General features: G+C 75.4%; 10 protein-coding genes. 6 read left to right on the top strand and 4 right to left on the bottom strand.

Features of this window, described 5'->3' with window-relative positions:
- Positions 1-33: 33 nt before the first annotated feature.
- Positions 34-1,512: a glutamine synthetase beta-grasp domain-containing protein gene (locus HN031_RS15865; RefSeq protein ID WP_172272186.1), complete on the bottom strand. Its 1,479-nt coding sequence runs from the start codon at positions 1,510-1,512 to the stop codon at positions 34-36.
- A gap of 133 nt (positions 1,513-1,645) precedes the next feature.
- Between HN031_RS15865 and HN031_RS15860 the strand changes: the two genes are divergently transcribed.
- Genes HN031_RS15860 through HN031_RS15845 form a run of 4 tightly spaced genes read left to right on the top strand, consistent with a single transcriptional unit; the run spans position 1,646 to position 9,156 of the window.
- Complete coding sequence (locus HN031_RS15860; protein ID WP_367650786.1) at positions 1,646-2,557, top strand: ATP-binding cassette domain-containing protein; 912 nt, start codon at positions 1,646-1,648, stop codon at positions 2,555-2,557.
- On the top strand, positions 2,554-3,240 hold the full coding sequence (locus HN031_RS15855) for an ABC transporter ATP-binding protein (protein ID WP_322424258.1): 687 nt from the start codon (positions 2,554-2,556) through the stop codon (positions 3,238-3,240). Before HN031_RS15860 ends, HN031_RS15855 begins: the two co-directional genes overlap by 4 nt.
- Positions 3,241-3,250: 10 nt before the next feature.
- Positions 3,251-6,460, top strand: coding sequence for an FtsX-like permease family protein (locus tag HN031_RS15850; protein ID WP_172272183.1), 3,210 nt, complete (start codon positions 3,251-3,253; stop codon positions 6,458-6,460).
- Positions 6,460-9,156: an FtsX-like permease family protein gene (locus tag HN031_RS15845; RefSeq protein ID WP_367650819.1), complete on the top strand. Its 2,697-nt coding sequence runs from the start codon at positions 6,460-6,462 to the stop codon at positions 9,154-9,156. Before HN031_RS15850 ends, HN031_RS15845 begins: the two co-directional genes overlap by 1 nt.
- A gap of 35 nt (positions 9,157-9,191) precedes the next feature.
- On the opposite strand, the gene HN031_RS15840 is transcribed toward HN031_RS15845, so the two are convergent.
- Positions 9,192-9,656, bottom strand: a complete 465-nt coding sequence (locus tag HN031_RS15840) for an SRPBCC domain-containing protein (RefSeq protein ID WP_172272177.1) — start codon at positions 9,654-9,656, stop codon at positions 9,192-9,194.
- Between the two features lie 64 nt (positions 9,657-9,720).
- Positions 9,721-10,635: an EamA family transporter gene (locus HN031_RS15835; protein WP_172272174.1), complete on the bottom strand. Its 915-nt coding sequence runs from the start codon at positions 10,633-10,635 to the stop codon at positions 9,721-9,723.
- Between the two features lie 73 nt (positions 10,636-10,708).
- Here HN031_RS15835 and HN031_RS15830 point away from each other — a divergent pair, with 73 nt between their 5' ends.
- Together HN031_RS15830 and HN031_RS15825 are read left to right on the top strand one after the other, a co-directional pair.
- Positions 10,709-11,638 carry a LysR family transcriptional regulator gene (locus HN031_RS15830; RefSeq protein WP_172272171.1) on the top strand — a complete coding sequence of 310 codons (930 nt, stop codon included), beginning with the start codon at positions 10,709-10,711 and terminating at the stop codon, positions 11,636-11,638.
- Positions 11,623-13,380, top strand: a complete 1,758-nt coding sequence (locus HN031_RS15825) for an acyl-CoA dehydrogenase (RefSeq protein ID WP_172272168.1) — start codon at positions 11,623-11,625, stop codon at positions 13,378-13,380. Before HN031_RS15830 ends, HN031_RS15825 begins: the two co-directional genes overlap by 16 nt.
- Positions 13,381-13,410: 30 nt before the next feature.
- Here the strand turns inward: HN031_RS15825 and HN031_RS15820 are convergent, their stop codons facing one another.
- Positions 13,411-14,478, bottom strand: coding sequence for an AI-2E family transporter (locus HN031_RS15820; RefSeq protein WP_172272165.1), 1,068 nt, complete (start codon positions 14,476-14,478; stop codon positions 13,411-13,413).
- Positions 14,479-14,606 lie beyond the last annotated feature (128 nt).

Genomic DNA, 14,606 nt, shown 5'->3' with positions numbered 1-14,606 from the left:
CCCGCCCGATGACGAGTCCCGGAGGTCGGCCGGTCAGCCGACGTGCCAGTGGCGGCGGACGAGCTCGTCGCGCGCGGCCTGGTCCTTGCCCATCTTCTTCACGAGGTCCGCGTCCGCGTCCGAGCGGAGCCGCTCGAGCACCGCGTCGACGAGCTCCGCGGGGAACACGCCGTCGGCCTCGAACAGGTCGCGCCGCTCCTCGAGGGCGTCGGCGGACTCGGCGCACGAGGACGGCAGCTGCTCGAAGTCGTCGTGGTCGGCGGTGCTGAGCCGCTCGGCGACGTCGAGGCTGTCCGGGTCACCGAGGCCCTGCCGGGCGGCGACCGCCATCCCGGCCAGGAGCAGGTGGACGTCGGCCGAGCCGTCGGCCAGCCGCAGCTCCACCGTCTGCGCGTGGACGGCCGGCTCGGGGACCGGTCCCGAGCGGCCCGGGTTGGCGTGGGCGACCATGCCAGGCAGCACGTCGCCGTTCCAGGCGAGCGGGACGCGGACCAGCCCGGTGCGGTCGGTCTCGCCCCAGGAGATGCCCTCCGGCGACTCGTCGCCCTCGGTGAAGCGCAGGTAGGACGTGGGCACGGTGTTGCCGAACGCGGTGAGGGCCCTGGCCGACGAGAGGTAGCCGGCGATCAGCCTGCGGCCGGTGTCGTCGAGCCCGGAGGGCCCCACGATCGCGTTGGCCCCGTCGCGCACGAGGCGGCTGTGCACGTGCAGGCCGCTGCCTGCCCCGTCGCTGCTGACCGAGGGTGCGAAGGTCACCTCGAGGCCGTGCGCGTGGGCGACCTCGCGCACCACCCACTTGGCCAGGACGAGCACGTCGGCGGCCTGCTCGACCGGGACGGGCAGGAACTCGATCTCGTGCTGCACCAGCTGCCGCTCCTCCTCCCGGATGTTGCCGACCTCGCCGTGGGCGTACTTGAGCTGCACCCCCATCGAGGCCAGGTGGCCGAGCACCTGCTCGCGCACCCGCTGGCCCTTGGAGAACGGCGCCGACTCCTGGTAGCCCCGCTCCTCCTCCACCGCGAAGATCTCCTCGACCGGCCCCACGAGGTAGTACTCGAGCTCGCCGAAGGCCTCGAGGACCATGCCGGTCTCCCGGGTCAGCGCCTCGGCCGCCCGGCGCACGACCTGCTCGCCGGCGTACGGCAGCGGCTGGCCGTCCTCGCCGTAGAACGAGCAGATCACGTCGAGGGACGGCCGCTCCCCGAACGGGTTGACGAAGGCGGTGCGGTGCCGCGGGACGATGTAGACGTCGCTGGTGGCGGCGTCGGTGCCCTCGAAGATGCTGGAGCCGTCGACGCGCTCACCGATCGTCAGCACCTGCTCGAGGTGGTCGCGCGAGCTGATCGCGAACGCGATCGTCTTGAGGCGCCCGTCGCCGCCCACGTAGCGCAGGTTCGCCTGCCGCAGCTCGAGCTCCTCCGCCGCCCGGACCAGGTCGTCGGTGGTGAACTCGGCGGCGGGCTTGTCGAGCAGGCGCACCAGGGGGTGGGGCTCGAAGGCGTCGGTGGTCATGCCCATTCCTACCAACACCGCCCTGATGCCCGACCTGATGCCCGCCCTGATGCCCGATCGCCCCGGCTGTGACCCGGCTCACTGCTAGCATCGCGCCGGCGCGCGACATCAGGGGGAAGCAGGTGGTGGACCGGTGCTGAGGCTCCCGGCAGCGCCTCCGCGCGAGCAGGAGTTCGGCCACGACGCCCTCGTCGTGTGCGACAACCTCGTGCGGATCTACCAGTCCGAGACCATCGAGGTGCAGGCCCTGCAGGGCTTGGACCTGCTCGTCCACGAGGGCGAGATGGTGGCCCTGGTGGGGGCCTCCGGGTCGGGGAAGTCGACGCTGCTCAACGTCCTGGCGGGTGTCGACGCGCCGACCGCCGGCCGCGCGCGGGTCGCCGGGCACGACCTCGCCGACATGTCGCGCACCAAGCAGGTGCGCTACCGACGCCACGTCGTCGGGTTCGTGCGGCAGCAGGCGTCGCGCAACCTCGTCCCCTACCTGACGGCCGGCCAGGTGGTCGACCTGCCGATGACCATCGCCGGGCTCCCCCGCGCCCGGCGCGGCGCGCGCACCGAGGAGCTGCTCGAGCTCCTCGGCGTCGCCCACTGCACCGACCGTCGTCCCCTCCAGATGTCGGGCGGCGAGCAGCAGCGCGTCGCCATCGCCGTCGCGCTCGCCAACGAGCCGCGTCTCCTCCTGGCCGACGAGCCGACCGGGGAGCTCGACAGCGCGACCGCGGCCGAGGTGTTCGCCGCCCTGCGCACGGTCAACCGGGAGCTCGGCGCCACCGTCGTGGTCGTCACCCACGACGCCGCGGTGAGCGGCCAGGTCGCCCGCACGGTCGCCATCCGGGACGGACGCACCAGCAGCGAGGTGGTCCGCAGCGACGCGGACGCCGGCTCGCCCGCCACGGCCGAGGAGTACGCCGTGATGGACCGCGCCGGCCGGGTGCAGCTGCCGCGCGAGTTCCGCGAGGCGCTCGAGCTCACCCGCCGCGTCCGGCTGGCGCTCGCCGACGACCACGTCGAGATCCGGTCCGACCGCCGCGAGGACGGGTGAGCGCCCCCACCGAGCCGATGGTCGCCGTGCGGGGGCTCGTCCGGACGTACGGGACCGGCGGCACCGCCGTGCACGCGCTGCGCGAGGTGTCCTTCGACGTGGCACCCGGCGAGATGGTCGCCGTGGTCGGCCGGTCCGGGTCCGGCAAGACCACCCTGCTCAACGTCGTCGGCGGGCTGGACCGGCCCGACGCGGGGACGGTCCGCGTGGACGGCACCGAGGTCACCGACCTCGACGAGCAGGGGCTGAGCCGGCTGCGGCGCGACACGATCGCCTACGTCTTCCAGACCTTCGGCCTCGTCCCGGCGCTCACCGCCGCGGAGAACGTCGGCGTCCCGCTGCGGCTGCGGCACACGCCCGTGCCCGAGCGCGAGGAGCGGACCGCCCTGCTGCTGGACCTGGTCGGCCTGCGCGAGCACGCGCTGCAGCGGCCGGCGGAGCTCTCCGGCGGACAGCAGCAGCGCGTGGCCATCGCCCGCGCGCTCGCCGGCTCCCCCCGGCTCCTGCTGGCCGACGAGCCGACCGGCCAGCTCGACACGGAGACGGGCCTGGCCGTGATGGCGCTGCTGCGCGCGGTCGTGGAGTCCGAGGGCGTGACGGCGGTCGTCGCGACGCACGACGCGGTGCTGATGTCGCTCGCCGACCGGGTGCTCACGATCTCGGACGGGCGGGTCGACGGCTGATGGCCCGGCCGTGCTGACCCTGGTCCTGCGCCGCGCGTACGTCCAGCGACGGCTGCTGACCGCCGTCGTCCTCCTCGTCGCCCCCGCCGCCACCCTGGTCGGGGTGTGCGCCCTCATGCTGGGCGCCACCGCGGACCGCGCCTTCTCGGTGGAGGTCCGGCGGGCCCCGCCCGCCGACCTGGGCGTCACCGCCTTCCTGGTCGAGGTCGCGGGGGACGACGTGCCGGCGGCCCGCGCCGAGGCGGCCGCCGTCGTCGAGGACGTCCTCGCGCCGATGCGCCCCTCGCTCGACGTCACGGCCACGTCCCGGCTGCGCCGGCTCGACGGGGACGACGGCCGCCTGGCCTACCTCACGGGCACCGACGCGCTGCCCGCCCGGGCCGACCTGGTGGCCGGCCGCTGGCCGACGGCAGCCACGATCGGGGCCGGTGGTGGGAACGGCGCGGGCCCCGACGCGGTGCTCGAGGCCGCCGTCCCCGCCACGACGGCGCGCCTGCTGGGGCTCGCCCCGGGTGACGAGGTGGTGCTGGGCCGCGAGGTCGGGCTCGACGGCAGCGACGTGCCGGTCACGGTCGCGGTGGTCGGCACGTTCCGGCCGCGTGCGGATGTGGAGTGGGAGCGGGACCCGCTGGCCGGGGCCGGGTTCGCGGCGGCGTACAGCGACGGGCTGGAGGCGGCCCCCACCTACGGCCCCTTCGTGCTGCGGGAGGCGGCGTTCGCGGCGTCCGGCTCGTTCGCCAAGGGGCTGCGGGTGACCGGCCACCCCCGGCGCGCGCTGGCCGGCGACGAGCCGCTGCGGGCGGCCGCGGGGTCGCTCGGCGACGCGTCCCGCCGGCTGGCCTCCGGGGTCGGCGACCGCGCCCGCATCACCCGGCTCGCCTCCGACCTGCCCACCACGCTCGAGCGCGTGCACGCCCAGCAGGCGAGCACCCGGGCGACCGTCGTGGTGGTGCTGCTCCTCGGGACCGCCCTCTCGCTCGCCGCGGCGCTGCTGGCCGGGTGGCTGGTGGCCGCGGTCCGCGAGGACGAGCAGGACCTCCTGCGGGCGATGGGGCTCGACCGGCGCCAGCAGGTGGGCGCCGCGACGCTCGAGGCGCTGCTGCTGGCGTGCCTGGCGGCGGCAGTCGCGGTGCCGGTGGCGGCCGTGGTGCACTCCCGGCTGACGCACCTGCCCGACCTGCGGGCAGCGGGGTTGGAGCAGCCGCCCACCGTCTCGGCGCTGCTGCTGCTCTCGGTGCTCGGAGCGGCCGTGGCCCTGACGATGGCCCTCGTCGCGACGAGCGCCGGCACCGCCCGCGGTCCCGACCCCGTGTCGCGTCCCGGCGTGCTGGTCCGGCTCGGACTCGCCCCCCTGCTGCTGCTCGTCGCGGTGGCCGCCTGGTGGCAGCTGCGCTCCCAGCCGGCGACCGCCGCCCGTCCCGGCGACGTCACGCTGGCCCTGGCGCCCGTCGTGTTCGTCGCCGCATCGACCGCGCTCGCCGTACGCGTCGTGCCGGTGCTGCTGGGGTGGGCGGCGCGAGTCGGGATCCGCTCGCGCTCCTTCGTCCTGCCGCTGGCCGCCCAGCAGGCCGCCCGGCGGCGCCACACCGGCACGGCGATGGTGCTGGTCGCCGCTGCGGCGGCGTGCGCGGTCTTCGGGGTCGCGCTGCGCACGACGTGGCAGCAGTCCCAGGAGGACCAGGCGGCACTGCGCGTCGGCACGGACGTCGCCCTCGCCCTGCCGGCCCCGGCGGGGCTGCAGGAGGCCCGCGAGGTAGCCGCCGCCGTCCCGGACGGGTCCCCCGACCCGGTCGTCTCACCGGTCATCCACCGTCCGCTGGCGCTCGGTCGCTACGTCGGGCAGGAGGGTCGGCGTCCGGTGCTCGTGGCGGTCGACACCCGGCACGCGGGGGCGCTGCTGCGGGGGCGCACGGAGCCCGGGTGGGACTGGGCCGGTGTCGGCGAGGCACTGGCGCCCGAGGGGTCCGTGGCGGGGGTGTCCCTGCCCGAGGACGGGGAGGGCGTCCGGCTCCGGGGACGGAGCCCGCGAGGCGCCGCACTGACGGTCGCGCCCACCGCGGTGGTCGAGGACCCGTCCGGGTTCCGCGCGTCGGTCGGTGCGCGACCGCTCGCGCTGGACGGACGCCCGCACCCCCTGGAGTGGACCAGCCCCCTGGGCTCCGGGCTGCGGCTGGTCGGGCTCCGGCTCGAGCTCGACGGCGACCCCGGCGCCGCCCCGAGCACCGACGCGGACGTCGAGGTCGTCGTGACGGTCCCGGCCGCCGGCGACGGGCTCGACGACGGTCCGGCCTGGCAGCTGCTGCCGCTGCAGCAGGACAGCCCGGTCGCCGGTGCCGCCGTCTCCGTCGAGCCGACCGGGGCCGGCACCGAGCTGCGGGCGAGCCTGGGGATCAACCTCGCCTACTACGCCTACACGGGTGCCGACGTCCTGGCCAGTGCCTTCCCCACTCCCCCGCACGTCCCCGTCGTCGTCTCCCAGGACCTGGTCGACGCGGTCGGTGCGCGGGTCGGGGACGAGCTGTCCGCCCTCGTCGGCGATGCGGTCCTGCTGCTGCGGGTGACGGCGGTCGTGCCCACCGTCCCGTCCGCGCCCGGCCAGGTCGCCGTCCTGGCCGATGCCGACATGCTGTCGCGCGCGTTGATCGACGTCGGCAGGCTCGACCCGGTCGTGGACGGCTGGTGGGTGGGACGTCCGCCCGCGGCGACGGCACCGGCCCTGCGCTCGCTCGGCCTCGGGGAGGTCACCGTCCGGCAGGACGTCGCCGACCAGCTCGCCCAGGGCCCGCTCCGGGTCACCGTCCCGACGACGCTGCTGGCGCTGGTGGCGGTCGCCGTGGTGATGCTGGCCGCCGCCGTGGGGCTGGTGCGCAGCGCCGAGCGGCAGCGCCGCTCCTCCGAGGTGGTGCGCCTCCGGGCGCTGGGACTGTCGCGCCGGGACGCGCGACGGCTCCTGGTGGCCGAGCACCTGGCGTTCTTCGTCCCCCTCGTCCTCGTCGGGACGCTCGTCGGCCTCCTGGCGGCCGTGTCGCTGGGGCCGCACCTCGTCCGCTCCGACCTCGGCGCCGCTCCCGTCCCGGCTGCCGTCGCGACCTGGTCGTGGGCGACCGAGCTGCTCCTCGTGGGCGGGCTGGTGCTGGTCACCCTCGTGCTGACCGCCGGCCTCGCGGCGGCCCACGTCCGCAGGTCGGACCCCGCCCAGCTGCGAGCCGGTGACCTGTGATGCGTACACCCCGCCTGCACGTCGCCACCCTGCGGGGTCGCTGGCGCGCGGACCGCGGCCTGCTCCTCCTCGCCGGCCTCGTCGTGGCCCTGACCACTGCCCTGACCGCGGCCGTCGCGCCGCTCGCCGAGCGCACGGCCGACCGCGCCATGGCCGCGACCGTGGGTGACGCCGGGTCGCGCAGCGCCGTGGTCGCGACGATGCCGGAGTGGTACGACGACCCCCGCGGCAAGACGCGCGACCCGACCACGGCCGTGCAGGTGCGCCAGGACGCCGACTACGCCGACCAGGCCCTGCCACCGGAGATGGCGTCGGTGCTGCGCCCCGGCGTCACGACCATCATCACGCCCGACCTGCAGCTGCTCGACGCCGGCCCGGGACGCTTCCTGGAGCTCGTCCACCTCGACACCCCCGCCGGCCCGCCCGCCGTCAGCTGGACCCGGGGAGGTCCGCCGCGGGCGAGCGTCGGACCCCGCCGGGCCGACGCCGCAGTGGATGCCGGCGCCGGCCCGTGGACGGTGCAGGTCGCCGTGTCGGAGACCGTGGCCGACGCGCTCGGGCTGCAGGCCGGGGACCGCCTGCCGGCCCGGGACGAGCAGGGCCGGGAGGTCCGGATCCGCGTCAGCGGCACGTTCGCGCCGGCCGACGAGGACGACGGGGTGTGGGGGCTCGCGCCCCGCCTCCTGCAACCCGCCCAGGGGAGGTCCGACGGCGTGCCGTTCACCTCGGCGTCCGCCCTGGTCTCCACCGCGTCGCTCCCGGACCTCCGCCTCGGCCTCCCGGCCGACGACCTCACCCACCGGGTGGTCTTCGGCCCCGAGCCCGAGCGGGTGCGATGGGACCGGTCCGCGGCGCTGGGGCGGTCGGTGGTGGGCCTGCAGTCGTCCGCCGGGCTCGCCCGGGGCGACATCTCCTGGGACAGCCTGCTCGGCGGGGTCCTCGACGACGGCCGGGCGCAGGTCGCGTCCGCCCGCGGCCAGGCCCAGGTGCTCCTGGTCGGGCTGGTGACCTGCGCGCTGCTGGTGCTCGTCCTGGCGGCGCAGCTGCTGGTGCGCCGGCGCGCGGGCCCGATCGCCATGGCTCGGCAGCGCGGCGCCGCGGTGGTCGACGTCGCGGGCGAGCTGCTGGTGGAGGCGGTGGTCGTGGCGGTGCTCGCGGCGGCCGCGGGGCTGGGCGTCGTCGTGCTGCTCACCGGGTCCGCCGGATGGGGCTGGGCCGTGGCGGTGGTCCTCGCGGCCGCGTCGGCGGCGCCCGTCCTCGGTGCCTTCGCCGCCGTCCGGGCCGCCGGAGGCCGGCGGGCGCCGGCCAACCGCGCCGCGCGTCGTACGGCCGCCCGGGCGGTGCGACTGCGGCGGCTCGCCGTCGAGGCAGCCGTGCTGGTGGTGGCCGCGACGTCCTACGTCGCCCTCCGTCAGCGCGGTGTGGTGGGCGTCGACGGCACCGACGGCGACCTCACCGCGGCCGGCGCGCCGACCTGGTGGGCGCTCGCGGTCGCGGTGGTCCTCCTCCGCCTGCTGCCGCCGGTGCTCCGGCGGGCGGTGCACGCCGCGCGCCGCTCCTCGGGGGGCTCGCTGTTCGTCGTCGCCGCGCGCCTGACGGAGACCGGCAGCCGTGCCCTGCCGGTGCTGGTGACCACAGTCGCGGTCACCCTCACCACGCTGGGCGCCGCGCTGGCCGCGACCGAGCGCGAGGGGCAGGCGGAGGCAGCCCTGGCGGCGGTCGGGGGCGACGCCCGCCTCGACGCCACCCCCACCGCTGCGCTGGACGAGGTCGCCCGCCGGCTGTCGGACGCCCCGGGGGTCCGGGCCGCGGTCGCCGCGCGGGTGGAGGACGGGGTGCAGGTCTCGTCCCGCGGCCTGACCGAGACCGTGCGGGTCGTCGTCGTCGACGCCGCGGCCTACCAGCGGCTCCTGGAGCGCAGCGACCTCCCCGACGCCCCCGACCTGGCGCGGCTGGGGACGGCACCGGACGGCACGCTGCCGGCGCTGCTCCTCGGCGACGACGCCCTGCGCGACGACCCGGTGCTGCGCTGGGAGGGCGCCAGCGTCCCGTTCGATGTCGTGGGCACGGCCCCGGACGTGGGTGCCTCCGTCGATCCCGTCCTAGTGGTCGACCGCGACGACCTCGCCGACGCCGGCGTCGGAGCAGCACCCGGCACGGTCTGGGCGGTGGGCCCCGGCGCAGAGGGAGCACTTCGTGCCGTCGACACCGGGAGCATCCCGGTCGACACCGTGGTGGGCCTGGACGACGAGCTGGACCGTCGTCGGGACGCGCCGCTCCCCTCCGCCCTGCTCCGGCTGGCGGTGGTGGCGTCGCTCCTGGTGCTGGCCCTGGCGGCGCTGGGAGCCGTGCTCGCCGCGGCCGCCGAGGCGCCGGCCCGCGCGGAGTCCCTCGGACGGCTCCGCGCCCTGGGCATCCCCGACCGTGACCTGAGCAGGATCGTGGCCGCCGAGCTCGCGGTCCCGGTCGTCGTCGCCGGCCTGGTCGGCGTCGCGTCGGGGATCGCGTGTGCGTACGCCGTCCTCGCCTCGCTGTCGCTCGAGCGGCTCACCGGCCAGTCCGGGCCACCCGCGGTCGTCGTGCCGTGGTGGACGGTCGTCGCCGTGGCCGTGCTGGTCGCCACCGTCGTGGTGGTGGCCTCGCTCGAGTGGCGCCGACTCCGAGGACGGCCGCTGGCAGAGCTTCTGCGGAACTGACGCGCCGGGCCCCCGCGTCGCCTGCCCGCTGTCGCTCAGGTGCGACGAGAGACGTACCCGTCCAGGTTGCCCAGCGTGGAGGCGAGGGCAGCTGCGTGGTCTGCGCTGGAGATGCCGTCGGGGACCCCCGTCGCCGTGATCGCGACGCGCGTGCCGCCGTCCACCGGCTCGAGCGCCCACGTGAGCGTCATGGTCCCGGCGAAGCGAGGGTCGTCGGAGACGAAGTCCGCCTCCTCGACCAGCCGACGCGGCGCGTCGACGCTGACGAACCGCACCTCGACCACGTCGGTGTTTCCGCCCGACTTGCCAAGAGTCGCCTCGTCGTCGTACGTCAGGACCAGGCAGTAGCCGCCACCGGCCCTGGCATCGAAGTGGGTGAACCGGCCGGACATGCCGGCAGGGGGCAGCCACACGGTCCTCGCGTCCTCATCGACGAGCGCAGCGAAGACGTCGTCGCGTGGCGCCGTCACCACTGCCTGTGCCTCGTCAGTGTGGCTCATCCGTGCAGTGTGGCAGGCCGAGACGGACTCGCGTCCGGCAGCACCGGGACCTGGCAGCCGCGGATCACGGCGTCGCGACAACGTCGTCCGCTGGCGCCTCGCGGGCTGGACGTACGACCGCGGTGGCCCGCGGTGGGCGCAGCGCGACCAGCACGCCGACCAGCAGGATCACTCCCCCGGCCAGCTCCGCCGCGTTGGGCTGCTCGTCGAGCAGCGCCCACGCCGACGCCATGGCCACGACCGGGGCGAGGAGCACCCAGGGCACGACGGCGCTGGAGGGCCACCGGGCGAGCAGGCTGTTGAAGATGCCGTAGCCCACCAGCGAGGCCAGGCCGGCGGTGTAGAGCGTGGACAGGACCGCGGTCCACGACAGGCCCGTCAGCGCCGATCCGACCGCGGCCGGACCGTCCACCAGCAGCGAGAGGCCGAGCAGCGGCACCGGCACCACGAGCGCCGACCAGACCGTCAGCGACAGCCCGCCGGAGACCCGGGCGGCGCGGGCCACGACGTTGCCGACGCCCCACGACAGCGCTGCCATGAGGCACAGGAGCAGGGCGAGGAGGGGGACGTGACTGCTCCGCCCGAGGCTCACCACGACCAGACCGACGACCCCGAGCGCGACGCCCGCCGCCTGTGCGGGCGTGGGGGCCTCCCGCAGCACGCCCGCCGCGATCGCCACGGTGAAGACGACCTGGGCCTGCAGCACCAGCGCCGCCAGGCCGGGTGGCATGCCGGCCGCGATGGCGACGTAGAGGAAGCCGAACTGGCCGAGCGACATGAACAGCCCGACCGCGACGATGGTGCGCCAGGGCGCGTCGGGGCGCGCGACGAAGAAGATCGCCGGGACCACGACGGCGGTGAAGCGCAGGGCCACGAAGAGCAGCGGCGGCACGTCCGCCATGCCCCAGTCGATGACGACGAAGTTGAAGCCCCAGATGGACGCGACGAGCGCGGCGAGCAGGGAGTCACGGGTGGTCACCGGACCAGTCTCGGTCCCGACGTCGATGAAGCACCAGCGATGCCTGGTGCACGTCACTGTGTAGCATCGCTTCATGATCGACCTCGGCGCGCTCGCCAGCCTCCGCGCCGTCGACACGCACGGGAGCGTCGTGGCCGCGGCCGAGGCGCTCGGGTTCACACCCAGCGCGGTGTCGCAGCAGGTCAAGCGCCTGGAGAAGCAGACCGGCGTCGCCCTGCTCGAGCGGGTCGGGCGTGGCGTCATGCTGACCGCGCACGGCCGGTTGCTCGTCACCGACGGGTCCCGGCTCCTCACCGACCTCGAGCAGCTCGAGTCGGGGCTGCACCGCGACTCCGGGCGGGTGGCCGGGCGCCTGCGGGTCGCTGCGTTCTCCACGGCGATGCGTGGGCTGCTCGCCCCCGTCGTCCGCGACCTCCTGCTCGGCCACCCCGACCTCACCCTCGCCCTGACCGAGCGCGAGCCCTGGGACACGGTCGACCTGGTGGCGTCCGGGCAGCAGGACCTCGGCATCGTGCACAGCTGGGGCGACGTGCCGCTCCACGTCCCGGGCCACCTCGTCGGGGTCACCATCGCCCACGACGTCGCCGACGTCATCGTCCCGCGCGACCACCGCCTGGCCCGACACACCCAGGTCTCGCCGCGCGACCTGGTGGACGAGGCGTGGGTCGCCACGCCCGAGGGCACGATCTGCCGCCAGTGGCTGAGCCGGATGTACGACGGCACCGACCGCACCCCGCGCATCGCCCACGTCGCGATGGAGTTCGACTCCCACCTCGCGCTCGTCGGCGCGGGCCTCGGCATCGCGCTCGTTCCCCGGCTCGGTCGCCGACCGCTCTCCGACGACGTCGTCGCCGTGGCGGCCCACCGACCCACACCGACGCGGGAGATCACCGTGCTGCACCGGGCGTCGATGGTCGAGTCGCCCGCCGTGCGCGCCGTCGTCGAGGCCCTCCGCCGACCGTCCACCGACCCGCACCGAGGAGACCCATGCCGTCGCACCTGATGTCCCGCCGAGACCTCGACTTCCTGCTCCACGAGTGGCTGCGGGTGTCGGAGTCGCCTGAGGGGACCGTCGACCGGGAGACCGTCGACGCCGTGCTCGACCTCGCGGAGCAGGTCGCCACCCGCTGGTTCGCACCGCACAACCGCCGCAACGACAGCGAGGAGCCGCGGTTCGACGGGACGCGGGTGCACGTCCACGACGAGGTCGCGCCGGCCCTGGCGGCGTACTTCGAGGCGGGGTTCGGCGGGATGACGATGCCCGAGGAGCTCGGCGGGTCGGACCTCCCGGTGGTGGTCGCCCAGGCTGCGGACCTCTGGTTCAGCGCGGCCAACGTGGGCACGGCCGGCTACCCGTTCCTCACCAAGGCCAACGCCAACCTGCTCCGCGCCCACGCCACCCCCGAGCAGGTCGCGACCTGGGTGCAGCCGATGGTCGAGGGCCGCTTCTTCGGCACCATGTGCCTGAGCGAGCCGCAGGCCGGCTCGTCGCTGGCCGACGTGACGACACGAGCCGTGCCGCACGACGACGGCACCTGGCGGGTGCGCGGCAACAAGATGTGGATCAGCGGCGGCGACCACGAGCTGAGCGACAACATCGTCCACCTCGTCCTGGCCCGGGCCGCCGGGGCGCCCGCCGGCGTCAAGGGACTGTCGCTCTTCATCGTGCCCAAGGTGCTGCCGGACGGGTCCCGCAACGACGTCCAGCTCGCCGGGCTCAACCACAAGATGGGGATGCGCGGCATCACCAACACGCTGCTCAACTTCGGCGAGGCCGACGGTGCCGTCGGCTACCTGGTGGGCGACGAGAACCGCGGGCTGGCCTACATGTTCCACATGATGAACGAGGCCCGCGTCGGCGTCGGGACGAGCGCGGTGGCCCTGGGCTACTCCGGCTACCTGCACGCCCTGGAGTACGCCCGCACGCGTCCGCAGGGGCGCCCGATCGGGGCCAAGGACCCGGCCAGCCCGATGGTGCCGATCGTCGACCACGCCGACGTGCGCCGGATGCTGCTCGCGATGAAGTCGTACGTCGAGGGCGGCCTGGCCCTCGAGCTCTACTGCGGCCGGCTGCTCGACGAGGAACGCACCGCCACCGACCCCGCCCGCACCCGTGAGGCCCGGCTGCTGCTCGAGATCCTCACCCCGATCGCCAAGAGCTGGCCCTCGCAGTGGTGCCTGGCCGCCAACGACCTCGCGATCCAGGTGCACGGCGGCTACGGCTACACCCGCGAGTACCCGGTCGAGCAGCTCTGGCGCGACAACCGGCTCAACCCCATCCACGAGGGGACCCACGGCATCCAGGCCCTCGACCTGCTCGGCCGCAAGGTCACCATGGCCGACGGCGCCGCCGTGCACCTGCTCGCCGCCCGCATGCGCGACACCATCGAGCGGGCCGCGGCGACACCCGGCGCCCCGGCCACCCACGCGGCGGAGCTCGCGGCCCACCTGGACCGCACGCTCGAGGTCACCGCGGCGCTGTGGGCCACCGGCGACCCGGCGCTCGCCCTCGCGGACGCGACGACGTACCTGGAGGTCCTCGGGCACCTCGTCGTCGCCTGGTTGTGGCTCGACGTGGAGCTCGTCGCCACGCGGGCGGAGACCGCGACGGACCCCTTCCACGCCGGCAAGCGCGCCGCGGCGCAGTACTTCTTCACCCGTGAGCTGCCCCGGCTCGGGCCGCAGCTCGACCTGCTCGCGGGGATGGACCGCCTGCTCGTCGACCTCGACCCGTCGGTGCTGTGACCGCGTCGCGCTGCCCGGCGATGCCGGAGGTCAGCCGGCCGGTGGGGTGACGGCGGGCTCGGCGTGCCCGCCCGAGCGCTGGTCGACGACCTCGTCGAGGTAGCGCACCACGACGGCCAGCACGGCTGCCACCGGGACCGCGAGGAACGCGCCGGTGATGCCGAAGAGCGTGCCGCCGAGGGTCACCGCGAGCAGCACGACGGCCGCGTGCAGGTCCATCGACCTCGACTGCAGATAGGGCGAGAGCACGTTCCCCTCGAGCTGCTGCACCACGAGGATCAGCAGCAGGACGAGCAGCGCCCCTGTCACTCCGTTGGAGACCAGGGCGATGAGGACCGCGATGATGCCGGCGACGAAGGCGCCGACGATGGGCACGAAGCCGGCGAAGAACGTGATCACGGCGAGCGGGACGGCCAGCGGGACCCCGATGACGAGCAGCCCGGCACCGATCAGCACGGCGTCGATCAGCGAGACCAGCGCCTGGGTCCGGATGAACCCGCCGAGCGTGTCCCAGGACCGCCGCCCCACGGCGTGGAGGTGGGGACCGGAGGTGGGACCGGTGAGGCGGCTCAGCCACGGCAGGAACCGGTGCCCGTCCTTGAGGAACAGGAAGCTGAGGATGAGCACGAGCACCAGGTTGACCACGCCGTTGGTGATGGCCGAGACCCCGGTCAGCACGCCGGAGGCGATGCTCCCGGCGGACCCGGAGAGGCGCTCCTGCAGGCCCTGCAGCCCGGCGTCGATCTGCTGCGCGGACACGAAGTTGGACTCCTGCACCCAGTCCTGCACCCGCTGCAGGCCGTCGCTGGCCCGATCGACGATGTCGCCGCCCTGCGAGGCGACGGAGGGCGCGATGGTGAAGCCCACGGCGACGACCACGAGGATCGCGCCCAGCATCGTCGCCGCGGCGGCGAGCCCGTTCGGCAGGTGCGCCCGGCGGCGCAGCAGGCCCGTCACGGGCGACAGCACGGTGCACAGGATCAACGCCATCAGCACCGGGAAGATCACCACCCAGGCGTACTTGACGACGTAGCCCAGGATCACCAGGCCGACCACGATGAGCGTCAGCCGCCAGCTCCACCGCGCGGTCCACGACACCCCGTCCCCGATCAGGGACTCCCGGGAGGGCCCGGCGACCACGTGCGCGACCGGTGCCGAGGATGCCGCAGGTGCCGCCGGCGCCGACGGTGCCGCGGCGGAAGCGCCGCTCCGGCTCACCGGCCGTG

The sequence above is a fragment of the Nocardioides sp. zg-1308 genome, assembly GCF_013155375.1.
In the GTDB taxonomy this organism is placed as follows: domain Bacteria; phylum Actinomycetota; class Actinomycetes; order Propionibacteriales; family Nocardioidaceae; genus Nocardioides; species Nocardioides renjunii.
Note: the sequence above shows the minus strand (reverse complement) of the source record. Positions and strands in the feature narration are given on the sequence as shown.